The organism is Streptomyces sp. NPDC000594 (assembly GCF_040299965.1).
GTDB lineage: Bacteria > Actinomycetota > Actinomycetes > Streptomycetales > Streptomycetaceae > Streptomyces.
This window is the reverse complement of record NZ_JBEPCY010000001.1, coordinates 48,953-75,577: the sequence shown is the minus strand read 5'-3', so window position 1 is coordinate 75,577 and position 26,625 is coordinate 48,953. Positions and strand designations below refer to the sequence as shown.

General features: G+C 72.4%; 3 protein-coding genes (1 of these 3 running past the window's edge). All 3 read right to left on the bottom strand.

Features of this window, described 5'->3' with window-relative positions:
- Position 1: 1 nt before the first annotated feature.
- Tightly spaced (each overlapping or abutting the next), the 3 genes in view from fabD to ABT354_RS00025 form a layout consistent with a single transcriptional unit that may run on beyond the window.
- Positions 2–1,165, bottom strand: a complete 1,164-nt coding sequence (fabD, locus tag ABT354_RS00035) for an ACP S-malonyltransferase (protein WP_502983291.1) — start codon at positions 1,163–1,165, stop codon at positions 2–4.
- Positions 1,134–10,712 (bottom strand): SDR family NAD(P)-dependent oxidoreductase, encoded by a 9,579-nt coding sequence (locus ABT354_RS00030; RefSeq protein WP_351486678.1) that lies wholly within the window; start codon positions 10,710–10,712, stop codon positions 1,134–1,136. Before ABT354_RS00030 ends, fabD begins: the two co-directional genes overlap by 32 nt.
- Positions 10,713–26,625: the 3' portion of an SDR family NAD(P)-dependent oxidoreductase gene (locus ABT354_RS00025; protein ID WP_351486676.1), read on the bottom strand. Its footprint extends 2,168 nt past the window's final position; 15,913 of the gene's 18,081 nt are visible here — the last part of the coding sequence; its start codon lies off the right edge, out of view — the gene reads right to left on this strand; its stop codon occupies positions 10,713–10,715.

Sequence of the window (26,625 nt, the reverse complement as noted above, 5' to 3'; positions counted from 1 at the left end):
ATCAGTTGCCCGACTCGATCTCGGTAAGGTCAAAGTAGCCGCGATAACCGACCATGTACACCGCTGCCCGGTGGCCGAAAAGCACGGTGGCCGGGGTGGCGGTCTCCAGGTCCTGATATTCACCGATCGTGGATCGGACACGGGTCCCGACGGGATGACGTTCGTTCCACAGCCGCACCGTCTCCTGTGCGGACAGGGGCTGTTGGACGGTGACAGGGCCGGGCCGCGGCGGCTCCGGCGACTCCCGGCGGATCTTGTTGATCAGCTTGGTCAGGACATTGCCGTGTCCCAGTTCCTCGAACACCATCTCGCCCATCCCGAGAAGGTGCTGCACACTGTCCGACCAACGCACCGTGCTGGTCAGTTGCTCGGCCAGCAACTCCTTGGCCCGGTGGTCCTCATAGGGGCGGGCGGTCACATTCGAGATGACCGGAACCTTCGGCGGCGAGAAGGTCACCCCCTCCAGGAAGCGGGAGAACTCCCGGCGGGCCGGCTCCATGTACCGGGAGTGGAAGGCACCACTGGTGTTCAACGGGGCGAACAGATGCTTCCCGGACTCGAAGAGCGGCTTGGCCGCCTTGATGTCCTCCGGCGGCCCCGAAATCACGATCTGGGAGGCGGAGTTGAAGTTCGCCAGGTCGATCGAGGTGAGGCCGTTCTCCTCCAGGATGGTACGGATCTCCTGCTCCGACGCGTTGAGCACGGCCGCCATCGCGCCCTGCTGCGCCTGGGCCATCAGCTCGCCCCGCTTGCGCACCAGCCGCAGCCCGGTCCCGAAGCTGAAGCACTCGGCCGCCAGCAGGGCGTTGAACTCGCCGAGGCTGTGCCCGGCGAGGAAGTCGGGCCGCTCCGACTCCTGGAGCTTCTTGTAGTACGACAGCGCGTTGACGACGTAGAGCGCGGGCTGGGTGAACTCGGTCCGGTTCAGCCGGTTGTCCGGGTCCTCCAGGCACAGCTCCTTGATGGAGTAGCCCAGGATCGCGTCGGCCTCCTGGGTGAGCGAGTCGAACTCGTCGAACAGGCCGCCTCCCATCGTCTTCTTCTGTGATCCTTGACCGGGGAATACGTACGTCTTCACGACAAGCCCTCTCTCTCCTCGCCACCTTCGTGGTGTGCGTGCGTGTTCACCGGGGTCACGCCTGGGCCGGGGCCGGCCGCTTGCCACGGCGGCGGCCCACCCACTTCTTGGCATTGGTGATCCGGGTCCTCTCCCGGTCACTGGAATAGAACACCTTGCAGAAGGCGCGAAGGGCGGCCAGCGAAGGCTCGTCGCTGAGCATCACGAAGTGGTTCGACGAGTCGACATCGGTCCGGTGGAAGTCGGGGATGCGCCGCTCCCATTCGCCCCAGTACACGACATGGTCCAGCGCCTTGGCGTCGTCCTGCGTCGACAGCACCGGTTCCAGATCACCGTAGAAGAGACCACTGCCGTTGCGGAAGTAGAAGCAGGTCACCGACTCGGGGCGGGGCAGCGGCAGTACCTCGTACGCCAGGACCTGATAGGCCTCCAGGACGCGGTTGTTGCGCTCGATCAGTGCGCGCACCGCCGCCGTCCCGCCGACCAGCCCCCGCTCCCGGGCGAGCGGAAGCAGCTCGTCCAGGAGCTTGTCGGCGTCGCCGCCCAGATCCACCTCGTAGCTCGCGATGAAGGCCTTGGGCGCGTCGGGGCCCGTGGGCCTGGCCCCGGCCTGCAACAGCGCGTTCACCTGCTGGAGCACCATGTCCTTGCGGGACATGGTCCTGGCCTTCACCTCGTCGGCGTACATCGCGTCCAGCATGGTGATCGTCTCGACGACGCACTCGGCTTCCTGCAACTGCCGTGCGACCTCATAGGCGAGCAGGCCGCCGAGCGAGTATCCGCCCAGGTCGTACGGGCCCTCCGGCTGGACGGCCCGGATGAGGGCGGCGTAGTGGGCCGCCATCGCGACAATGCCGGTCAGCGGCTCGCTGTCGGTCATCCACCCCTTGGCCTGGATGCCGTAGAAGGGCCGCTCGACGCTGTCGGCGAGGGCGCCGTACATCTCGACGCCGCCGAGCCCGCCGTGGAACCAGAAGACCGGCCTGCCCCGGCTGCTGCCGTTGAGGTGCACGACCTCCGGCATCTCCACCGGTCCGCCCTCACTCTCACCGGAGTCCCGGGCGGAGCGCTGAGCGGAGTCCTGTTCAGGGCCCTGAGCAGGGTCCTGAGCGGAGTCCTCGGCGGCCTCATGGGCTGAGTCCTGGGCTGAGTCCTGGGCGGCGTCCTTGCCGGAGTCCGGGGAGTCCGGGGAGTCCGGTCGGGACGTGGCCCCGAACCGGCGCACCAGCTCCCGGGTGGTCCGGCAGTCGGTCAGCTCCCGCAGCCCCGCCCCGGGGGCGAACCGCTGGACGCGCTGGAGCAGCTGGGTCGCCAGGATGGAGCTGAGGCCGAGGTCCTCCAGCGGTGTGTCGAGGTCGAGTTCCGCCACGGGCAGTCCGAGCAGATCCGCGACGGCGGCCGCGATGCCGTCCGGTGCGGGGCTCGGGGCCGGTCGCGGGGCCGGTCGGGGGGCGTCCGCAAGACCCGTCGGCTCCCCAAGCTCCCCGGGCTCCGCAGACGGCGCCACGGCGGTGGCGGCGTCCGGCCGGCCCGGGGTGACCCAGTGCCGTTTCCGGTCGAAGGGGTAGCCGGGCAGCGCCGGGAGGATCCGGCCCGCGCCGTGGACGCGGTCCCAGGGCACGGTGCCTCCCCGGGCCCAGAACAGGGCGAGGTCCTCGGGCCGGTTCTCGGCGATGAGCTGCCGGACGAGTGCCTCACCGGCCGAGCCGGTGAGCAGCGCGCCGAGGTCCGCGCCGTCGCGCCGGGTGTCGCCGGTGAAGAGCGGCACCGGGGCGGTGTCCGTCCCCTCCTCCGTCAGGAAGTGCTCCAGACCCGCGGCGAGTTGCTTGATGTCCTCGGCGACCAGGGCCAGCCGGTGTTCCATGGCCTCCCGTCCGCTCTGGAGCGTGTACGCGAGATCGGCGACGGACACCTCCTCACGGGTCCGGACGTACTCCAGCACCCGGCGGGCATGGACCCGCAGCCGGTCCGCGGTGCGGGCCGAGAGGACCACGATCCTCGGCTCCGGCACCTCGTCGGCGGGTGCCCGCCCGCCGGATGCGGGGAGGTACTCCTCGACGACGAGGTGTGCGTTGGTCCCGCCCGCCCCGAAGGCGCTGATGGTCGCGCGCCTCGGGTACTCCCGTCGTACTCCGTCGATCTCGGCCACGGGACGGTCCCACCGTGCGGCCTGCTCCGGCAGGTAGAAGGCGGTCCCGCCGAGCTGGATTCCCGGGTTGATCCCGCCGCGCAGCAGCGGCGGGACGAGCCGGCCGTGCCGCATCTGGAGGGCGACCTTGCTGAGCTGGGCGACGCCCGAGGCCGCTTCGAGGTTGCCGAGCGTGGACTTGACCGTACCCAGGGCGCAGAAGCCCTCGTCCGGCGTGTGCCGGGCGAAGACGTTCCTGAGCGCGGCGAACTCGATGGCGTCACCCAGCTGGGAGCCGTTGGCGGACGCCTCGGCATAGCTGACGGTGCGCGGGTGGACCCCCGCCCTGCGCAGGTTCTCCTCCACCAGCTCTTCCTGCTGCTCGACGCTGGGCACCATGGGGCCGTTCGTCCGGCCCTTGTGGTTGACCGCGCTCGACCTGATCACCGCCAGGATCTCGTCGCCGTCGGCGACCGCCCGGGACAGGGGCTTGAGCAGGACCGCGCCGACGCCTTCGGCCGGCACGAACCCGTCGCCGTCGAGGAACGCCCTGCTGTCCGGGCCGCTGCCCATCAGCCCCGTCATCCGCAGCCCCTGGTACTTCTTGGGGTGGAGCGAGAGGTTGACCCCTCCGACGATCATCAGTTCGCTGCCGCCCCGGCGCAGTTCCTCGCAGGCCATGTGGATGGCCACCAGCGAGGAGGAGCAGGTGGTGTCGACCGCCATGCTCGGCCCGCGCAGGTCGAAGAAGTGCGAGACCCGGTTGGCGACGGAGCCGGCGGAGACCACGGAGGTGATGGACTCGTGCACGGCGTCGGACTCCAGCAGCTGGTACTGCTGGTACATGGTGCCGACGTAGACACCGACCCGGCCGGCGTGCCGGGTCCGCAGCTTCTCCCGGGTGTACCCGGAGCTTTCCAGCAGGGTCCACACGCATTCGAGGAACAGCCGGGTCTGCGGGTCCATGATCGACGCCTCGCTGGGCGCGACATGGAACAGCAGCGCGTCGAAGTCGGCGACGGAGTCGAGGAAACCGCCCCACGGGGGAAGGTCGCCCGGCTCGCCGGTGATCGGCGCGGCGCCCCAGCGGTCCGCGGGCACCTGGGTGACGCAGTCACGGGCGGTGACCAGGTTCTCCCACAGCTCCTCCAGATCCGCCGCCCCGGGGTAGCGGCCCGCGAGACCGACGACCGCGATCGACTCGTCGTCGCGGGGTCCGGCCGACGGCACGGGGGCCTCGGCCTCGGTCGGTCGTACGAGGGGTTCAGCCGCTCGGACGGCGGTGTCGGCTGCCTGTACGAGGGGTTCAGCCGCTCGTACGGAGGGCTCGACCGCTCGTACGGAGGGCTCGGAGCCGGCGGGCTTCCGCGCGGGCGGCTGCTCCGGTGCGGCACCGATGCCCAGGACCGGCTCCAGCGCGTCGGCGTGGGCGCCCAGGAAGTACCGGGCGAGGTCATGGACGCACTGGTGCTCGAAGAGCAGTGTCTTGGAGAGCGAGCCGAAGTCGGCCTCCAGCCGGTCGGTGATGGTCAGCGCCAGCACCGAGTCGATGCCATAGCGTTCGAAGGGCGCGGTGGGGTCGAGGCGGTGTGCCGGGACCTGGATGGCCTCCGAGATGACGGTCCGCAGATACTGGACGGCCCGGGCGTGAACGGCCTCGTTGCCCGTCGCCCCGCCGCCGGTGGCCTCGTTGCCCGTCGCCCCGTCGCCCGTGGTGGTACGGCCGGTGACGGCCTGCGGCCGGTCCGCCGTCGACGCCGCCGGGAGCGCGGGGGCCCGCTCCGGGCGCGGTTCCTCGCGCAGCACCGTACGCCTGATCCTGGTGGCGTCGCCCGCGATCACCAGGACCTGGGTGTGGGCCGAACCGAGGGCCGCGTGGAGCGCCTGGATCCCCGTCCCGGCGGGCATGGGCGCCATGCCCAGCCGCTCCCGCATCACCGCCTCGGTGCGCCGGTCGACCCGCATTCCGCCGTCGGCCCAGAGCGGCCAGTCGACGGACACGCTGGCGCCGGAGCGCAGGCCCCGCTCCACGAGGCCGCGCCGGTGGTGCGCATAGGCGTCGAGGAAGGCGTTGGCCGCGGCGTAGTCGGCCTGTCCGGTGTTGCCGAAGACCCCGGCGGCGGCCGAGAACATGACGAAGAAGTCCAGCGGCAGGGCCTGGGTGGCCTCGTCCAGGTTCACCACACCCGCCACCTTCGGCGCGAGCACCTCACGGCACTCCTGCGGCGTCTTGCGTCCGAGGAAGCTGTCCCGGACGACCCCGGCGGCGTGGACGACGCCGTCCAGGGTTCCGTGGTCCCGGACGATCCCGTCGACCAGGGCCCTGACCGCCGCAGCATCGCCGACGTCGACACGGGCGTGCCGGATGTCCGCGCCCTGGGCGCGCCACCGGGCGATGAGCGTGTCCTGCTCGGGGCCGAGCGGTGAGCGGCCCGCCAGGACGACGGTGACCTTCCCGGCCCCGGCGGCCATGTCGGCGGCGACGAGCGTACCGATGCCGCCGAGCCCGCCCGTGACCAGGTAGACGCCGCCGTTCTTCCACGGGATGCGCTGCTCCGGTGGTGCCGTGTGCTCGGCCCAGGTCAGTGCCTCGACCTCGCCGTCCCGGAAGCGGACGCAGTCGCCCTCCGGGTACCGGCCGGCCTCGGCCACCTGGGAGACCAGGCGTTCCGGGCTGTCGTCCGCGTCGACGAGCACGGCCTGGACCCGCAGGGCGGGGTCCTCGGCCCGTGCGGATTTCAGCAGTCCGAGCAGGCCCAGCGCCAGGGCCGGGTCACCGTGCTCCGGGACGACGAGCTGCACCCGTACGGGCTGCCGCGCCGTGCCCGGCAGGAGGTTCCGGAGCTGCTCCAGCGCCACGAGGACCTGCTCGGTGAACCGCTCGGCCGGCCCGGCCGCCGTGGAGGTCAGGCGTACCACCTCGGTGGACGGGTACCGGGCCTCGAACGCGTCGGCCGGTCCGGGCAGGTCGCACAGGAACAGGACATGCCGCGAGGACTCCGGTCCGGCGGCGGTCCGTGCCGCCCTCTCCCAGACGGGCAGGAAGGTGAGACAGGTGTCGCCGGGCTCCTCGTCCAGGACCCGGTAGGAGATGCCCTTCACCCGGGCCCGTGCCGTGCCCCGGTCGTCGCAGAGGTCGATGTCGAGCTTGAAGACCTTGCCGTCCTTCGCGGTGCCCGCGCTGTAGCGGATCCACGCCCACATGCCCTCGGTGCACGGACCGAGGATCTCCAGCTCGTCCAGGGCGAACGGCAGCGAGGGCTTCATCCCCGAGACATCCAGGGCGGACTCCGGCGCGGACGCCGCCCCCATGCCCAGGGAACCCTGGAGCATCGAGTCGAGCAGGCTGGGGTGGAGCACAAACGTGTCCAGGGTGTCCCGCACCGCGTCCGGCAGTGCGAGACGCACCAGGACCTCGTCCCGGCCGATGTACAGGCGCTCGACACCGCGGTGCGCGGGCCCGTACGCAAAACCGATGGCCTCGTACAGCGGGTACAGCTGCCCGGCGTCGAGTTCGGCACGGTCGCACGCGGCCCTGATCCGCTCGATGTCGAGCACGGACGGGGCGCCGGGCCGGTGGATCACCTGTCCCCGGCTGTGGACCGCCGCGTCCGCGCCGGTGATCACGAAGTCGCTCTCGTCCCGGTCGCCGGGGGTGAGCGCCGTGGTGAGCGTCACCGGACTCCCGCCGACGGTCACGGGGCGCGCCCAGACGACATGGCGCAGCGTGATCCCCGGCGGGTTCCGGTCCGGGTCGGCCAGTGCGGCGGCGGCCCCGGCCATCTCCAGGCAGGCGACGCCCGGCAGGACCCGCTGTCCCTTGACCACATGGTCGGTGAGGAAGTACTCCCGGCCGGTGAACGTGGACTCGTACCGCTGCGAGCGGAAGGTCGAGGTGTTGGTGTGCAGCAGCGGGTGCGGCGCCGAGGGCGCCGGTCCCGTCACCGCCGGCCGCCGCGCCTCGGGCACCCAGTAGCGGTCACGCGCGAACGGGTAGGTCGGCAGCGGTACGCGCAGGGGCCGCTCCCCGGCGAACAGCCCGGCGTAGTCGAGCGCGTACCCCTGTGTGTAGAGGTCCGCGACCGTCGACAGCAGCTCGGTGCGGGACTCGGGACCGGCCGCGACCGAGCGGCGGACACAGTCGTTGCCGTAGCCCTTCAGTGAGGCCCGCTCGCCCGGTCCGCGCCCGGCGGGTCCGCCGGTGTGGATCCGCGGACCCGTTCCGGTGGCCAGCCACTGCCGCAGTGCGCGGACGAGGTCGTCCTGGCCGTGTGCGACGCAGGCCAGGCGGTGCGCCAGGTGCCGGCGCCCGAGCAGCAGGGTGAAGCTGACATCGCCCAGGTCGAGCCCGGGGTGGGCCACGGCGTGCGCGGCCAGCCGTTCGGCCTGCTCCCGCAGTTGTTCCGCGCTGTCCGCCGACAGGGTGACGAGGTGGACCGGGGAGGCGCTCGCGCGCCGGGCCCGGTGCGGTGCCTCCTCGATCACCATATGGGCGTTGGTGCCGCTGACACCGAACGAGCTGACGGCGGCGCGGCGCTTCCCGTCCGCGCCCGCCTCCCAGGGGCGGTCCTCGGTGTTGATGTAGAAGGGGCTGTCGGTGAAGTCGATGTGGGAGTTGCCCACCGCGAAGTTGATCGACGGCGGAATGCGCCGGTGCCGCAGGGAGAGCAGGATCTTGATGACCCCGGCGACGCCCGCGGCGGTGGTGGTGTGCCCGAGATTGGACTTGATGGAGCCCAGCGCGCAGAACTCCCGCCGGTCGGTGTAGCGGCGGAAGGCCCGCTTCAGCGCGTGGTACTCGATGGGGTCGCCCAGCTCGGTGCCGGTGCCGTGCGCCTCGACCAGCTGGATGCCCTCGGGGGCGATCCCGAACCTGTCGTAGACGGAGGTCTCCAGGCGCTCCTGGGACTTGGCGCTCGGTGCGGTGATGCCGTTGGACGCGCCGTCCTGGTTGATCCCGGAGCCGCTGATGACGCCGTGGATGTGGTCCCCGTCCGCGAGGGCGTCGGCGAGCCGCTTGAGGACGACCACTCCGACGCCCTCGCCGGGGACGAACCCGTCGGCGCGGTCGTCGAAGGTGTGGCAGCGGCCGGTCGGGGAGAGCATCCCGGCCCGGCCCGCGAGCCGGTAGAACTGCGGGGTGCACTGGATGGAGACGCCGCCCGCGAGCGCCATCTCGGTCTCGCCGCCCCAGAGTCCCTGGCAGGCCAGGTGGATGGCGACCAGCGAGCTGGAACACGCGGTGTCGACGGCGACCGCCGGGCCCTGGAGATCGAGGTGGTACGAGATGCGCGCGGGCAGCGCCGAGAGGGTGTTGCCCCACATGGCGGGTGCCGGTACCTCGTCGCCGAAGAGCGCGGCGTACCCGCTGTCCTGACAGCCGACATACACCCCGCAGCGTCTGCCCCGGGCGGCTTTGCCCGCGTAGCCCGCGTCCTCCAGCGCCTTCCATGCCTCTTCGAGGAAGACCCGCTGCTGGGGGTCCATATAGGTGGCCTCGACGCCGGAGAGGTTGAAGAACGCCGGGTCGAACCGGTCGTGGTCCTCGACGAAGCTGCCGTGGCGGCACTCGGGGGCGTCCGGGGCCGGGTCCGGCAGGTTCCACCGGGTGACCTTCTCGACGAGGTTGTCCCCGCGTACCAGGTGCTCCCACAGGTCGTCGACGCCCGGCGAGCCGCCGTACCTGCCGCTCATCCCGACGATCGCGATGGGTTCCCGGTCCGGGGCGGACGGCGGCGCGGTGGTGCCCGTGGTGACGGGAGCGTCCGCGACCGTACCGGCGGATTCCAGGACCGTACCGGCGGATTCCGCGACCGTACCGGCGGATTCCGCGACCGTACCGAAGGAGTCCGGGACCGTACCGGTGGCGTCCACGACGGGCGGCGCGGCGGCCACCGGAGCGGCCGGCAGCGCGGAGGGCAGCGCGGCGGCGGCCCGCTCCCGGTGCTCGTCGAGGATGTACGCCGTCAGCTGCCGGACCGAGGGGTGGTCGAACAGGTCGGTGGTGGACAGGTCGAGGCCGAGCCGCTCATTGATCTCATGGATCAGCCGGACGCCGAGGATGGAGTCGACTCCGTAGTCCATGAAGGCGTCGTCGGCGTCGATCCGGGACGGGTCGACCTTGAGCGCCTGGGCGAGCTGGTCGAGGACGACATCCCCGACGTGCTGCTCCAGCGCGTCGGCGGCGGCCCCGTGCCCGGCGCCGTCACCGGTGACCGGGGCGTGGTGCGCGGGCCGGGCCGCTCCGGCGGCCCGCTCGTCCCGCCGGTCACCGCCGTCGCCCTGGGTCTCCTCGCTCTCCTCGGCCTCCTGCCGGATCAGGCCGTCGCTCTGCGCGGCGACGATCTGGTACCCGAGGCCGTGCAGGCCGTCCGCCGGGAACGACACGGTGTCGAAGCCCTCGTCCTCCAGCACCTCCGCCCAGGAGTCGGGGGAGAGACCGGGGCAGCCGGGGATGCGCAGCTCGGCGTCCTCGTAGAGCCACCACCCCGTCAGCAGACCGAACGTCAGATGGGTGAAGAGCGAGTTCGCCGATATCTCGTTGGCGAGCAGGACCCCGTTCTCCTTGAGCGCCGCCTTGGCGTTGCGCAGCGTCCTGCGGATGTCCCTGGTGGCGTGCAGGACGTTCGTGGCCAGGACGAGGTCGAAACTGCCCAGCTCGATACCCTGCGCCACCAGGGGTCTCTCGATGTCGAGCAGCCGGTAGTCCAGATAGGGGTACGCCGGTCCGTACTCCTGCTCCGCGTGCATGAGGAAGGACCGTGACAGGTCGGTGTAGCAGTAGGTCTCCATCCGCGAGGCGAACGGCTCCAGCCGCTGGAGGACCTTCCTGCTGCCGCCGCCCGTGCCCGCGCCGATCTCCAGGATCCGGATCCGGGCCCGCTCGTCGCTCCGCACCAGGGAGCGCACGACCGCGGCGGCCGTATCGGCGAGGACACCATTGAAGAGGTCGGTCACCGGGTTGCCCTGATAGATCCCCTCGACCAGCTCCAGTGAGGAGTTGGGGAAGAGGACATCGGTGGCGGGAACGGCGCCGGTCAGGATCCGGGGCAGGGCCCGGAGCGTCGCGTCGAGCAGGACGACCTGCGCGCGCAGATCGGCGTCGGCGGCCCAGCCGGCGCTCCGCTCCTGCCACTCGGCCCAGGGATCACGTCCGGTGTCCGTGCCGTCCGGCCGCAACCGGGCCGGGTCACCGTGGAGATGACCGCGGACCACGAGCTGGCGCACCGACTCCGCGGCCCAGCGGCGCAACTCGTCACCGACGGGGAGCCCGGCGATCGTCTCGTCGGCCGAAGGGCCTCCATCGGCGAACATCCCGGCGCTGCGCAGCTGTTCGAGCAGGAGCCTGCCGAGCAGGCCCTCGTCGATGACCGCGTCCGTGTCACCGGGAGCGACGGCGAGGGGGACGTCCGTACCGGCCACGATGTCCCGGCAGAGCCGGTCCAGTTGCACCGGGGCGCCCGTCCGAGCCGTAGTGATCGTCTCCTTGCGGGTTATGCCCCACATCTACGCGTTACCCCCCATGTCCTTGACCAAGCCGAGTTGGTCGAATGCCCCGCCGAGAAGAACGTCGAGAGCGGACATGCCGTCAGCGGGTGCGATCGAACCCGCTCCCGCCCTACTCATACGTTCTTGGTGATCGGGGGTGGCGACGACGCCGACACTACCCCAGTAACCCCAGTTCATGATCTTCGTGGGGAACGAAGTTTTTCCTGTCAGGTACTGAGCGAACGAGTCCTCAAATACCGAACCTGCCACATAGTTGGACTGTCCGGGCGCCTTCATGAACGAGTTCATGGAGGAGAAGAACACCATGAAGTCCAGCGGCTCCTCCCCGAACACCTGAGCCATCCGCACACTGACATCGATCTTGGCCGTGACGGCCGCCCGGAAGCGCTCCTCGTCCATCCGCTCCATGCCCTGGTCCAGCAGGACGATCGCGGAGTGGACCACACCGTGGACGACCGGATGAGTCCGCTTGATCTCCTCGTAGGCCTGCCGCAACGACCGCAGGTCGGCGGCGTCGGCCCGCACATAGCTCGGAGCGGGGCCGAACTCGGCCAGCCTTCGCAGCTTTCCGCGGATCGCGGCGTCCTCCTGCCGCCTGCCGATCCAGACGACATGGGCACCGTAGGAGCGGATCAGGTGTTCCGTCCATGCCTCCCCGATGCCGCCGGCCCCGCCGATCACGACATAGGTGCCTCCTCGGCGGTACACCGGACGGTCCGGGGACTCCTGGGGGGCGCCCAGCGGTACGAGTGTCTGCTGGTACCAGCGGTTCCTGCGGTACGCCCGGACAGTGCCGCGCTCGGCCGGGGGCAGGGCCAGGATCTCCCCCAGCGGCAGTTCGCTCCCGCCGTCCAGATCGATCAGGCGGACGTTCCAGCCGGGGTACTCCTTGGCCACGGAGCCCATCAGGCCGTGCACACCGGAGTGGGTCGGATCCACCTGCTCGCCCCGCCGCACCCGCTGGCTGCGCTCCGTCAGGACGGTCACCGCGAGCGGGCGCTTGCCGTAGCCCGTGCGCAGCAGTGCCTTGAGCGTACGGAAGCACGCGTAGAGACCGGCTTCCTGCGCCTCGACCAGTGCGTCGTCGACTCCTGCCGTGGGCCCTGCCGGGGCCGGGGCCCAGATGAGGTGGTCGACCGGTCCGTCCAGGGCCAGGAGCCGCTCCGTGAGCGTCTCCACGGTGTCGGCGGCGGTGACCGGGAACCGCTCGGCGGTGGGCAGGACCGCGTGGATCCGCTCCCACGGCCCGGTCGCGCCGATCACGACGATCCGGCCGCCCAGCCCGGCCGTGTCCACCGGTTCGGGCCGGGGCACCGCGTCCCAGACGGGCTTGAGCAGGACGTTCGTCCCCGATGTCGCATCGGTGGCGCCGGGCTTCACCACGGGGGCGGCAACGGCGGGCGCCACGGCCGGGGCCTCGACCGCGGGCTTCGCCGCGGCCGTGTCATCGGCCCCGGGTACGGCGGCGGACCCATCAGCGGGCGGGCCGGCGGGGGTCTCCCCGGGCAGGCCGAGCCAGTAGCGCTCCCGTGCGAAGGGGTAGGCGGGCAGCGGTATCCGGCGCCGTGTGCCCCGCGGGTGGAGTGCGGTCCAGTCGACCGCGACGCCCCGCGTCCAGCGGTCCGCGAGCGCCTCCGCCCGCGCGGTGGTCAGGGAGCCGTCCGCGGGAACGGCGGGCTCCTCCCCCGCCGCGCCCCCGGCCGCGCCCCGGCGGGCCTTGACCCGTCCGGTGAACAGCCCGTCCGCCGGACCGCCGGCGAGGTATCGCGTCACCTTCTCCACGAACTCCCCGCGCGTCGCGGCGGCGAAGGCCAGCCGCCAGGTCATCGCCTCACGCCCGGTCTGGAGCGAGTACGCCAGATTCCGCAGGTCCACCGACGGATGTGCCCCGACATGGTCCCTGATCCGCTCGGCGACGGCCCGGAGCTGCTCCTCACCCTTCGCCGAGAGGACGAAGACCGATGTCCCGCCGGTCGCCAACGGCTCGGTGTCCTCGTCGCCGGAGTCGTACTCCTCCAGCACCAGATGGGCGTTGGTGCCGCTGAAGCCGAAGGAGCTGACGGCCGCGCGGCGGGTCTCACCGGCGCCCACCTTCCACGGCACCAGCTCGGTGTTGACATAGAACGGCGAGTTCTCGAAGTCGAAGTGCTCATTGGGGGTGGTGAAGTGCAGTGTCGGCACCAGCTGCCGGTTCTTCATGCAGAGCAGCGTCTTCTGGACGGCGGCCACGCCCGCGGCGGCCGAGGTGTGCCCCACATTGCTCTTGACCGAACCGATCGCGCAGTAGCCGACCTTGTCGGTCTTCTCCCGGTACGCGGCGGCCAGCGCCTCCAGTTCGATCGGGTCGCCGAGCTTGGTGCCCGTGCCATGGGTCTCGACGTAGCTGATGGAGCCGGGGTCCACGCCGTACCGCTCGTACACGTCCTGCTGGAGTTCCCGCTGGCTGGCGGCGTTCGGAGCGGTGATGCCATTGGTCCGCCCGTCCTGGTTGATGCCGGAGCCGCGGATGACACCGTGGATGGTGTCCCCGTCACGCTCGGCGTCCGCGAGCCGCTTGAGGACGAGCGCCCCCACGCCCTCGCCCGGGACGAACCCGTCGGCGGCGTTGTCGAAGGTCTTGCACCTGCCGTCCGGCGCCAGCATGCCCGCACCGCACATGCTGATGTAGGACTCCGGGGTCAGATAGAGGGTGACGCCGCCCACCAGCGCCATGTCGATCTCGCCGCCGCGCAGCGCCTGGGTCGCGAGGTGGGTGCCGACCAGCGAGGACGAGCAGGCCGTGTCGAGGGCTATCGCCGGGCCCCGGAGGTTGAGGATGTAGGCGATACGGGCGGCCGTGATGGCGTTGCTGTTGCTGGTCGCCGAGCTGGCGTCGCCGCCCTGCTCCCGCAGGAGCGCGCTGTACTCGTTGCTCATGATGCCCAGGTAGACGCCGCACTTCTGGCCGCTCAGCCGCTGGACGTCGTAGCCCGCGTCCTCGAAGGCGTGGTAGGCCTCCTGGAGGAAGAGCCGCTGCTGCGGGTCCATCGCCTCGGCCTCGGCCGGCGGGATGCCGAAGAACATCGGGTCAAAGACGTCGACGTCGTCGAGGAGCCCCATCCACTTGCAGTAGACCTTGCCGGGCTGGTTCGGCCGCGGGTCGTAGTACCGGGCGACGTCCCACCGGGACGCCGGGATCTCCCGGACGCAGTCACGCCCGCTCGCCAGGTTCTCCCAGTACTCGTCCAGGTCGTCGGCGAGCGGGTACTTGCCGGCCATGCCGACGACCGCGATGGCGTCGGCGGGGGCGGCGGACCGGGTCGGCGCCGGAGCCTGAACGGGTACGGGTACGGGAGCGGGTGCGGGTGCGGGTGCCGGAGCCTGAACGGGCGCGGGCACGGGCACGGGAGCAGGCGTCGGGGCCTGAACAGGTGCCGGAGCGGGCGCCGGGGCCTGGGCGGGCACCGCGGCGGGGGCCGTCAGCCCGCGGGGCTGTCCGGCTCCGCCCGTCCTCGCGACCTCCTCGACGACCCGGAGGGCGAGTTCCCGGACGGACGGGTTGTCGTAGAGCCGGGTGGCCTGGAGGGTGATGCCGTACCGCTTGTTGATCACCTTGACCCACTCCACGCCGACGATCGAGTCCAGCCCGAAGTCGGTGAAGTTGCGGTCCGGGTCCAGCTCGTCCTCGGTCAGGTACAGGGCCTCGGCGAGGCTGGTCAGGAGTTCGGCCCGTACCTGCTCCTCGTCGAGGGCCGGTCCGGTTGCGGCGGGCGCCGCGGCCGGCTCCTCACGGGCCTCGTCCACCACCACCGCAGGCACCGCAGCCGGCGCGGCCTGGGCCTGCGGCCGCTCCTGAGCGGTGGGCAGCAGGGGCATCAGATGGGCGGTGAGTCCGGTGACGGTGGGGGTGTCATAGAGCCTGGTGGCCGCCAGCTCCAGCCCGTACCGCTTGTTGATCGCCTTGATCCACTCCACGCCGACGATCGAGTCCAGGCCGAGGTCGGTGAAGTTCGCCTCCGGGTCGATCTCGTCCTCGGCCAGATACAGGGCCTCGGCGAGCAGCGCGGTCAGCTCGGCGACGAGGGTCTCCTCGTCCGGACCGGCCACCGGGGTCACCGGGGCCGCCGGGGCCACCGCCGGGAGCGGGGCCGGGGCCGGAAGTGGGGCCGGGGACGGGGCCGGGGCCGGGGTCGGGGCGCGTTCGGGCGTCCGCCCGGGGACCGGTTCCGTGGTGGTGAGGGTCACGGACGGCGCGGGACGCCGCCCGGGGGCCTGCGCCGTGCCGCCGAGGGGCGCGAGGCCGATCCCCCGCGGCTTCGATGTCACGGCGGTACCGGCCGCCCCGGCCTTCGGTGCCTCCGCCGCCACCGGGGCGGGTGCCGTCACCGGGACGGGCTTCAGCGGGACGGGTGCCGCCGCCGTGAGCTGCTGCGGTGCGGCGGCCGGCGCCGTCTCCGCACGGGGCGGAAGCTCCGCCGCGCTCTCCTGACGGGTGCTTCCCGGAATCCAGGACCGCTTGCGCGCGAAGGGGTACGTCGGCAGCGCGACGCGGCGCAGCGGGGTCGCGTAGCAGCCGCGCCAGTCGAGGTTCAGCCCGTTGACCCACAGCTCCAGGAGCTTGCCGAGCTTGCGCTTGCGCAGCCAGGCGTCGACGACACCGGTCAGGTCCTCGTCGTCGAAGAGCGAGGAGACGGCGGACGTCGAGCGCTGGGCCTTGCCCCGGTGCACCCCGGCGGCCTTGTCGTTCCCGAGGTGGGCGCGGAGTCCGGCGAGGAACTCCGGCACCGATCCGGCGATGAACGCCAGCCGCTCGTCCATGTGCTCACGCCCCACCTGGAGCGTGTACGCGATGTCGGGCAGGTCGGTGTCGGTGATCCGCTCCTCCTCCGCCCAGTCGAGCAGCCGCTGGGCGGACTCCCGCAGCTGGTCGGCGGTTCGCGCGGACACGACCACGACGGTCGACAGCGGGTCGGCCACCGGCTCCGCGGCGGCCGTCTCGGCCAGGACGTACTCCGAGACGATGACATGGGCGTTCGAGCCGCCCGCGCCGAACGAGGAGATGCCCGCGATGCGCGGGTACTCCCGCTCCTCGCCGTCGGCGGTGGTGATCGTCGGCCGGTGCCAGTCGGCGGCCTCGCGCTGCACCCGGAAGGGTGTCTCGGCGAAGTCGATGTGCGGGTTGAGCACCTCGGCGTGGAGCGAGGGCACCAGCTTGCGGTGCTGGAGCTGGAGCAGGACCTTGGTCAGCGCGGAGATGCCCGCCGCGCTCTCGCAGTGCCCGATATTGCTCTTCACCGAGCCGATCGCGCAGAACTGGCGGTCGTCGGTGTGCCGGGAGAACGCCTTGGTCAGACCCGCGATCTCGATGGGGTCCCCGAGTTCGGTGCCGGTGCCGTGCGCCTCGACATAGCTGACCGTACGGGCGTCGACGCCGGCCCGGTCCAGGGCGGAGGCGATGGTGGCGGCCTGGGCGTTGGGGTTGGGGACCGTGTAGCCGTTGGTCTTGCCGCCGTGGTTGACGGCGGTGGACTTGATGACGCCGTAGATGCGGTCGTTGTCGGCGATGGCCCGGTCGAGCGGCTTGAGCAGTACCGCGCCCACGCACTCGCCGGGGACATAGCCGTCGCCCTGGCTGCCGAAGCTCTCGCACATGCCCCGGCTCGACGCGAACCCGGTCTGGCCGAGCAGCAGGTACTTGAAGGGGTGCAGGGAGAGGTTGACCCCGCCCGCGACCGCCACCTCGCAGTCGCCGACCCGCAGGCTCTGGCAGGCCAGGTGGAGTGCCGTCAGCGAGGACGAGCACATCGTCTTGACCGTGACGCTCGGCCCGTGCCAGTCGCAGAAGTAGGAGACGCGGTTGGCGATCGAGGCCGAGTTGCCCGGGATCACCTGGGGGTTGTCGGCCCCCGGTCCGCCGACCCCGTAGAGCTGGTACTCGTCGTACATCACGCCCACGAACAGGCCGACGTTGCCGTCGACGCCGTTCGAGCGGTACTCGCGCAGGGCCTCCCGGGTGTACCCGGCGTCCTGGAGCGTCTCGTAGACGCATTCCAGGAACAGCCGCTCCTGGGGGTCGACCACCTCGGCCTCGCGGGGCGAGATATTGAAGAACTGGGGGTCGAACCGGTCGATGTCGTCGAGGAACCCGCCCCACTTGCAGTAGGTCTTGCCCGGCTGCGAGCCGTCCGGGTCGTGGTAGAGGCTGTGGTCCCAGCGGTCGCGGGGGATCTCGACGACGCTGTCCCTGCCGTCGGACAGATTGCGCCAGAACTCGCGCAGCGTGCGGGCCTGCGGGTAGCGCCCGCCGAGGCCGATGATGGCGATGTCGGCGGTGGACGGCCCGGCCGTCGCCGGAGCGGCCCCGGTCGTGAGGGCCGCGGGCTCGCGTGTCGCGGGTGTCGCGGGTGCCGTGGTGGGAGCCTTGCGCGGCGCGGGCCCGGACACCACCGGCGTCCCGGCCCCGGCCGTGGCGGCCCCGGTCCCCAGCAGCTCCCGCAGGCGGGCCTCGTGCACGGCGAGGAAGTACCCGGCCAGGGCCCTGATGTTCTGGTATTCAAAGAAGAGCGTCTTCGGCAGCCGTCCGAAGACCTCCTCCAGCCGGTTGGTCATGGTCAGTGCCATCACCGAGTCGATGCCGTAGCGCTCCATCGGGAGGTCGGCCTCGATGCGCTGCGACGGCACCTTCAGGGCCGTCGCGAGCAGCGAGGTGATGTAACCGACCGCCGCCGGCTCCAGATCGTTCTCCTGCGGCGTCGGCATGGCCGTCCTGTTCTCGGCGCTCATGGGTCTTGTGTCCTCGCTCGGGTACTGGGCCTTGAGGGCGCCTCGGAAGGCCGTGACGTTCCCCGCGACGACGAGCACCTGGGGGTGGCTCGTCCGCAGGCATCGCGCGAAGGCTTCGAGCCCCGCCCCGCGGCGCAGCGGGGTGATGCCGAAGCGCTCGCGCAGGATCTCCTCGCTGACGGCGTCGGGGCGCATGCCGCCCTCGGCCCACAGCGACCAGTTGATGGAAAGGGTGCGGCCTCGGCGCTCGCCGCGGGCCACCAGATGCTGCCGGTACTCGGCATAGGTGTCCATGAAGGCGTTGGCCGTCGCATAGTCGGCCTGGCCCATGTTGCCGGTGACGGCGGCGCCGGAGGAGAACATCACGAAGAAGTCGAGGTCCACGTCCCGGGTCGCCTCGTCGAGGTTGACCGTGCCGTTCACCTTGGGCGGCAGGACGCGGGCGAACTCCTCGCCGGACTTCTTGAGGATGAAGTTGTCCTCGCGCACTCCGGCGCTGTGGATGACGCCGTCGATGCGGCCCGCGTCCCGCAGGGTGTCGGCGACCAGGGCGTCGACACCGGCCCGGTCGGCCACGTCCAGCCTGGTGTACGAGACCCGGGCACCCGCCGCCCGCAGCTCCGCGAGGAACCGGCGCGAGCGCTCGGTCTCGGGGGAGCGGCCGGTGAGGACCAGGGTCACATCGTCGGCCTGGCCGGCGATCTCCTCGGCGAAGATCCGTCCGAGGCCGCCGAGGCCGCCGGTGATCACATAGACGCCGCCGGTCCGCCACGGGGCGCGGGGGGTGTCGGTCGGGCGCTCCTCCTCCCACATGATCACTTCCCGCCGTCCGTCCCGGTAGCGGACGGTCGCGTCCTCGGGACGCAGCCGCTCGGCCGCGAGGCGGGCGCGCAGGGCGGACGCATCGGCGTAGTCGTCCACGACGACGACCTGGCCGAGGACTCCCGGGTTCTCCTGGCGGGCGCTCCACACCAGCGCGCCGACGCCGGCCAGGGCGGCGGTCTCCGGCCTGTCCCGCACCACGACCTGGACGAGCGTCTCGGCCCGGGGGCGGTCGCGCAGGATCGCCTTCGTCCTCTCGAAGACCTGGAGCGCGTAGTCGGCGTAGCGGCCGTCGGCCGTGGTCGCCCGTGAGGTGAGGGCCAGTACCTCGCAGGTCGGGTCCGAGGCCAGCGCGTCCGCGACGGCCCCTTCCTCCGCGCAGACCACCGCGTACCGGGGGCCGCTCCTGCTCTGTGCGGGCTTCGGCAGCTCGTGCCGCTGCCAGCGCGGGACCAGGAGGATGCCCGCGTCCTCCGGCGCGCCGGGGGCGGTGCCGGCGGCAGCGGCGGCGGTGTCGGCGCCCGTGTCGGCCCGGGCCACGCCATCGGCGGTGACATCGGCGGCGACACCGGCTGCGGCGGCCCGTACGGAGAAGCCCCGCACGCGGACGCGGACGCGGCCGGTGTCATCGCAGAGGTCGAGGTCCAGGCGGCGGACGGAACCGCCGGACGGTCCGTCCGCCGCCTCGCGGACCCAGACCCACAGGCTGTCCTCCAGGGCACCGAGCACCTCGACGCGCTCCACCGCGAACGGCAGCAGGGGACGCGAGGTGTCGGCGCCGTTCACCAGCACTCCCAGCGCGGCTTGCAGGGCCGCGTCCAGGAGTCCGGGGTGCAGCAGATAGCCGTCCCGCGCCGGCCGCGCGGCGGCGGGCAGCGTGAGACGGGCCAGGGCCTGGCCCTCGCCGATGAGGATCCGCTCGATGCAGCGGAACGTGTCGCCGTACTCGATGCCCGCGGTCCCGAACGCGGCATAGACCTGCGCGGCGTCCAGCTCGCGGGTGCCGCAGGCGGCGCGGAGCCGGGCGATGTCGAGGTGGTCCGCAGGCCCGGCGGCGTCGGCGGGGAGCGGGACGACCGAGCCCTCGCTGTGCACCACCGGCACCACCGGGTCGCCGTCGGTGTCCGTGTCCGTCGCCGTCGCCAGCACTTCGAAGTGCGTGGTCAGCGCGGAGTCCCGGCGCAGGGTGATGTGCAGATCGCGCCGGTGGCCGTCCGGCAGCTCGAAGGGCCGGGACCACACCACGCCGGTCAGCGCCAGGCCGGTGGGCGGCTTCGTTCCCGACGCGTCGGCCACGGCGGCCAGCGCCAGTTCCAGGTAGGCCGCGCCCGGCAGGACCTTCCGGCCCCGCACCCGGTGGCCGGTGAGGAACTCCTCGTCACCGGTGAACGTCGAGGTGTAGCGCTGGGCGGCGAACCCGGAGGTGTTGCGGTGCAGCAGCGGATGCAGCACCGCCGTCGGGGCGCCCGCCACCCGCGGCACGGGCTCGACCCAGTACCGCTCCCGGGCGAAGGGGTACGCCGGCAGGGGCAGGCGCAGCGGGGCGGGACCGGTGTGGAGCGCGCGCCAGTCGACGGCGCACCCCTCGGTCCATGCCTCCGCGAGCCGCCGCAGCTCCTTGGCCTCGGTCCAGGCCCGCACACGTTCCCGCTGCCGTTCGTCGTCCTCCTGGCGGGCCAGCTGGTCCGGTGTCACCCGACCGCGCACGGGCGCGCCCTCCGCCGCCCGGTCCAGGTGCGCCCTGAGTCCCCGGGCCAGCTCCGCGCGGGAGCCCGCCACGAACGCCAGCCGCTCCTCCATCGCCTCCCGGCCCACCTGGAGCGTGTACGCCAGACGCGCCAGGCCGGGCCAGGGCTTGTCGTCGACGAAGGCGAGCAGGTTCCCGGCCAGTTCGTCCAGCTGCTCCCCGGTCCTCGCGGACAGGGCGATGACGACGGACCCGGACCCGGCCGGGGTGCCGCCCGGGGTGGCGCGGTACTCCTCCAGCACGACATGCGCATTGGTCCCGCTGAACCCGAACGAGCTGACGGCGGCGCGGCGCGGCAGGTCTCCGGGCGGCGCCTGCCACGGCTCGGGGTCCGTGACGACGCGGAAGGGCGAGTCCTCGAAGCCGAAGTGCTCATTGGGGGTGGTGAAGTTGAGCGAGGGCGCCAGCGTGCCATGGCGCATGCTCAGCAGTACCTTGTGCACGCCCGCGACCCCGGCGGCCTCGGAGGTGTGCCCGATACTGGCCTTCACCGCTCCGATGGCGCAGGACCGCGCGGGGACTCCCGCCTCTCCGTAGACGGTGCCCAGCGCCCGGAGTTCGATCGGGTCGCCCAGCTTGGTACCCGTGCCGTGCATCTCGACATAGCCGATGGTCGCCGGCTCGATGCCGTGGCGGTCGTAGACCGTGCGGACGAGTTCCATCTGGCTGGTGGCGCTGGGTGCGGTGATCCCGTTCGTCCGGCCGTCCTGGTTGATGCCGGACGCGGCGACGACACCGTGGATGTGGTCGCGGTCCGCCTCGGCGTCGCCGAGGCGCTTGAGCACCAGGGCGCCGACGCCCTCGCCCGGCACGAACCCGTCGGCGCTGTTGTCGAACGTCTTGCACCGGCCCTCCGGGGAGAGCATTCCGGCCTGGCACATGCCGACATAGGTATCGGGGAGCAGGTAGAGCGAGACACCGCCGACGAGCGCCATGTCGATCTCGCCGCTCAGCAGCGCCTGCCGGGCGAGGTGCAGCGCGACCAGCGAGGAGGAACACGCCGTGTCGACCGCGACGGCCGGGCCCTTGAGGTTGAGGTAGTAGGCGATGCGCGAGGCGGCGATGGCGTTGCTGCTGCTCGTCGCGGACGCGGACACACCGTCGCCGCCGAAGACCAGGAAGCTGTACTCGCTGCCGCTGATGCCCAGGTAGACGCCGCACTTCTGGGAGCCGAGGGACTGCGGGTCGTACCCGGCGTCCTCGAACGCGCGGTACGCCTCCTGGAGGAACAGCCGGTGCTGCGGGTCGATCCCCTCCGCCTCCAGCGGGGAGATGTTGAAGAACAGCGGGTCGAAGTGGTCGGCGTCCGCCAGGTACCCGAGCCACTTGGAGTACGTCTTGCCCTCCTGGCCGGGCCGGGGGTCGTAGTACCGCGCGACGTCCCAGCGCGACGGCGGGACCTCGGTCACGCAGTCGCGGCCCGCGCGGAGGTTCTCCCAGTAGGCATCGAGGTCCGGCGCCTGGGGGTAGCGCCCGGACATCCCGATGACGGCCACCCGGTCCGCGGCCCGGGCGGGGGGTACGGGTTCACCCGCCACCGGGACATCGGCGGTTCCGCCCGCCACCGGCGCGACGGGCGCGACGGGCGTGACAGGAGCGACGGGCGCTGCGACGGGCGCGGGGACAGCGGCAGGGGCGGGGACAGCGGCAGGGGCAGGGGCGGGGACAGGCACCGGGGCAGGGGCAGGCGCCGGGGCGGGGGCCGACTCCACCAGCGTCAGCAGGAACTCGGTGAGCCGGCGCACCGTGGGGTGGTCGTACAGCTGGGTGGCCGCGAGCGAGGTCCCGTAGTTCTTGTTGAGGACCTTCACCCACTCCACGCCGACGATGGAGTCCATGCCGAGTTCGACGAAGTTGCGGTCGGCCGCGATGTCCTCGGGGGCGAGGAACAGCACGTCGGAGAGGCTGTCGCGGACCCCTTCCAGCAGCGCGGCCCGGGAGACCCCGGGACGGGCGGGCGCCGGGGCCGGGACCGGCTCGACGACCGGCGCGGGGACCGCCGCCACGGATTCCTGCGGTACGGATTCCTGCGGTACGGATTCCTGCGGTACGGGCACCGCCGCCACGGGTTCCTGTGGCACGGGCACGGCCCGCACGGGTGCCGACGCGGCCTGCTGGTCCCGGACGAAGTCCGCGAGCAGGCGCACCGACGGATGGTCGTAGAGGTTCGTGGCGGCGATACCGGTCCCGTACTGCTTGTTGATGACCTTGACCCACTCCACTCCGAGGATGGAGTCCAGGCCCAGGTCCATGAAGTTACGGCCGGGGTCGATGTCCTCCTCCGGGATCTGAAGGACATCGGCGAGGCCGGCCCGCAGCTCCCGCCGCAGCTCGCCCACGGCCTTCACCGGGGCCGCGTCCGCCGGTACGGGGGCGGGCACCGGCGCCGCCACCGGGGCGGCGGGCGGCGACGGGACCGGGGCCGGGACCGGGGCCACCGGAGCGGCGGACCGTCCCCCCAGATCGGCCAGCCGGACATTCCTCGGCTTGGCGGCGGTCGGCAGCGCCCCGGCGGGCACCTCGGCCGGGTCGCGCAGGGTGACCCGGCGGCCTGCGGCGACGGGACCCGAAGGCGCCCCGTCCGCCGGTCGCGCCGCCGTGGCTCCGGACGGCGCGACAGCGGACCGGACGGCAGGGGACGGCGCGGCAGCGGACGGGACGGCCTCGACAGCCGTGCCGGACAACGGTCGTGTCACTACGGGGTTCTCCCGGTTCACCCAGTAGACCTTGCGTGAGAAGGGATAGCCGGGCAGGTCCACCAGCCGCGGTGCGGCACCGGCGAACAGCGCCCGCCCGTCGGGCGATGCGCCCCGGCAGTACAGCTCCGCCAGCTCCGGCAGCACCTCGCCCGGCCCGGCGGCCCCCTCGGCGGCGAGCCGTGCGAGCACCGCCTCGACCTCGGCCTCCCTCGGCCGGTCCGCGCGGTCGCCCGGCACCTGGCCGAAGCGGACCCCCTGGTGCCGCTCGCCGCGCTCGGCGGCGCCCAGCAGGGAGACGGCCTCGCCGAGGTCGCGCGCGACGATCGCACAGCGGTGTTCGAAGTGCTGCCTGCGCTCCAGCAGCGTATGGCTCACATCGGTGAGGGAGACGGTGTCACGGTCCGCGTTCCCCAGCGCCGCGCCCAGGTCGCGGATGCGGTCGTGCAGCGCCCCCGCGGTCTTCGCGGACAGGACCAGCAGTCGGGCGGGGGCCTCGGCGGGCCGCGCCGGGGCGGTACGGGCCCGGTGGCTCTCCACGACCATATGGACGTTGGTGCCGCTCATCCCGAACGCGCTCACGGCACCGAGCCGCGTCCCGGCCGGGCTCTCCGGCCAGGCCGTCGAGGACTTGCTGACGTAGAAGGGGCTCCGCTGCCAGGCGATGTAGTCGCTGTCCTGCTCGCAGTGGACGCTCGGCGGGATGACGCCGTGGCGCACCGACTGCACCAGCGCGATCAGGCTGACGATGCCCGAGGCGGCCAGCGTATGCCCGACGTTGGGCTTGACCGAGGTGAGCGCGCAGAACCCGGTCCTGTCGGTGTGCTCGGAGAACACCTCGTTCAAGGCGTTGACCTCGACGGGGTCGCCCAGCCGGGTGCCGGTGCCATGCGCGACGACATGCCCGATGCGTCCGGGGTCGATGCCGTACCGCTCGTAGACGGAGCGGTAGAGACGGGCCTGTGCCGCGCCGTTCGGGGCGGTGATGCCATTGGTACGGCCGTCGTAGTTGATGCCGCTGCCGCGGATCACGGCGAGGACGTCGTCCCCGTCGGCCTCCGCCTGCGAGAGTCGCTTGAACATCACCACGGCGATGGCCTCACCCAGCACCATGCCGTCGGCGCGCCGGTCGAACGCGTGGCAGGCGCCGCTCGGGGAGAGCATGCCCGCCCTGCTCGTCTCGGCGAACACCCGGGAGGACGCCGCCAGATTGACCCCGGCGACGATGGCCGCGTCGCACTCGCCGTCGCGCAGGCTGGCCCATGCCTGGTGGGCCGCGACCAGACCCGAGGAGCAGGCGGTGTTGACGGCGAGCACGGGTCCCGTGAAGTCGAGCAGATAGCCCAGCCGGGAGGCGAGGATCGCCTCGTGGTGTCCCGTCAGGCTGCCTTCGCCACCGCCCAGGTGGAGATAGTCGCCCTGCTCCGCGCCGACGAACATCCCGATGCGCTCGTCGCGCAGCTTCCGCTCACCGTAGCCCGCGGCTTCCAGGACATGCCATGCCTCCTGGAGCAGCAGCCGCTGCCGCGGGTCCATGGTGCGCGCCTCGCGCGGCGAGATCTCGAAGAAGGCCGGGTCGAACTCGCCGATCCCGGGGACGAAGCCGACCCGGGCCGTCGCGGGGTCCGGGGCCCCCGGGTCGCTCCAGTCGGCACGCCGGTCGTCGGGGACGGCCGACAGGACGTCCCGCCCGTCCGTGAGGATCCGCCAGAACTCGTCCACGGTACGGGCGGCCGGGAAGCGGCCGGTCATGGCGATGACGGCGATGGGCTCCGGTCCGGACCCCGGGCCCGGCTCCGGGCGCGGGGCGGCCGTGACCGTGGCCGGCGCGGGGACCGTCACCGGGGCCCCGGGCGGGTTCCCGGCGAGCTCCACCGGGTGGAGCCGGTCGAGTCGGTCCCCGTGTTCGGACACCAGATGCGCCACCAGCGCCTCCGGGGTGGGGTGGGAGAAGAACACCGAGGGGACGACCTCGACGCCGAAGCACGTGGTCATCGCGCTCGCGAGCCGGACCAGGGTGATCGAGTCGAACCCCAGCTCGGCGAGGTTCTCATCGGCGTGGATCTGTTCGCGCGGCACCCGGACGGTCTCGGCGATCACCGTCTCCAGGTCGGCCAGGACACGGGCGGCGAGCTGTTCGCGATCCGGTGCCGCGGCCGGCGTGCCGGGCAGCCCGGGCTCCACCGCGACGGCGGGCACGCCGGTCACCGCGGTCACGGCAGGCACGGCAGGCACGGCGGTGTCCACGGTGGACTCCTCGGCCGTCTCCAGCAGACGGGACAGCCTCCGCGCCTCGCCCACCAGGACGAGCCGCTGGGGCCCGCCCTCACCGATGAGCCGCTCGAAGAGCCGGATGCCGTCGGCGTTCTCCAGCAGCCGCTGGCCGCTGGAGGAGAGGTACAGCTCCGTGGCCCGCGCGTCCTCGAAGCCCATCTCGCCGTCGCGCCACAGCGGCCAGTTGACGGCGACGGTCGCACCCGAGCGCGTGCCCTGGCGGACCAGCTCGTCGCGGTGGTGGGCGTAGAGCGTCTGGAACCGGTTGCCGACGGCGTAGTCGCAGCCGCCGAAGTCACCGAGTTGCGCGGAGGAGGACGAGAAGTAGCAGACGAAGTCGAGCGGTTCGTCCGCGAGGACCTCGTCGAGCACGATCGTGCCGTCCACCTTGGCGGCCAGCAGACCCGGGAAGGCGCCCGCCGCCCCGTCGAGCACACTCCCCGTGCCGGGGACGCCCGCGGCGTGGATCACGCCGTCGATCCCGCCGAAGCGCTCGCGCGCCGAGCGGACGACCTCCCGCATGGCCCGCCGGTCGGCGACGTCGGCCCGTACATAGTGGACCTCGCCGCCCAGCGCCTCGATCCGGGCGATCCGCCGGTCCCGGTCCTCGTCGCGGGGCGAGCGGCCGGTCACCACCAGCCGGGCCGACCGGGTACGGGCGAGATGCTCGGCGAACAGCAGACCGAGCGCTCCCAGCCCTCCGGTGATCAGATAGGTGCCGCGCTCCTTCAGCGAACCGGTCTCCTTCAGCGGGCCGGTCCCGGCGCCCGTGGTGACCGGGCGGATCCGGCTCACATGGCGTGTCCCGTCCCGGTACAGGGTGCTCACCGGCACGGCCGGTCCGGCGCTCAGGCGGGCGAACCAGGTGGCCATGGGCGTAGGGGCGCTCGTACCCCGGGCGTCCTCCAGGACCGCGGCGAACCGCACACCGGGCAGGACCTGGCCGAGGGAGCGTTCGAAGCCCATCCACGACTCGGCGTGGGCACGCTCCGTACCGTCGCGGAAAGCGCCCGCCTGGAGCACCTGCCGGACGTCCGGTGCCGCCGCCGCGACGGTCTGGAGCAGCTGGACGGTGTCGGTGGCGGAGTGCGGCCCCACCCCCTCCTCCACCGGCCACAGATTCAGCACACCGGCCACGGCGCCGAACCGTTCGCGGATCTCCGTGAAGACGCGGATCCAGTCGGCCCGCTCCGCCGCGTCCACCGCCCAGCGGTGCCGCGCCCCATCGCCGGCCGCCGGGGTCCGCGCGACGAAGACGAGCGTCGTCCCGGGGGCCGCCGCAGCGGCGGCCCGCTCCAGCTCCGCCTGGTTGGCGGGGTCGGAGCACAGACAGACCAGGGTGCGCGCTCCCGCCTCCCGCCGGACCGGTTCCGGGGCGGACACGGGCTCCCAGTACTCCTCGAACACATGGGCCCCGGGGTCCTCGTCCCGCCGCAGGGCGCGAGCGGTGGCGGAGGTGTCGATCCAGTGGCGCTCCCTGGCGAACGGGTAGAACGGCAGGGCGATCCGCGGCGGCGTCCCGCCGGTGTACAGGGCGGACCAGTCGACGGCACCGCCCCGCACCCACCGGTCCACCAGTTCGGCGGGGCCGCCGGTGACCCCGGTGGGG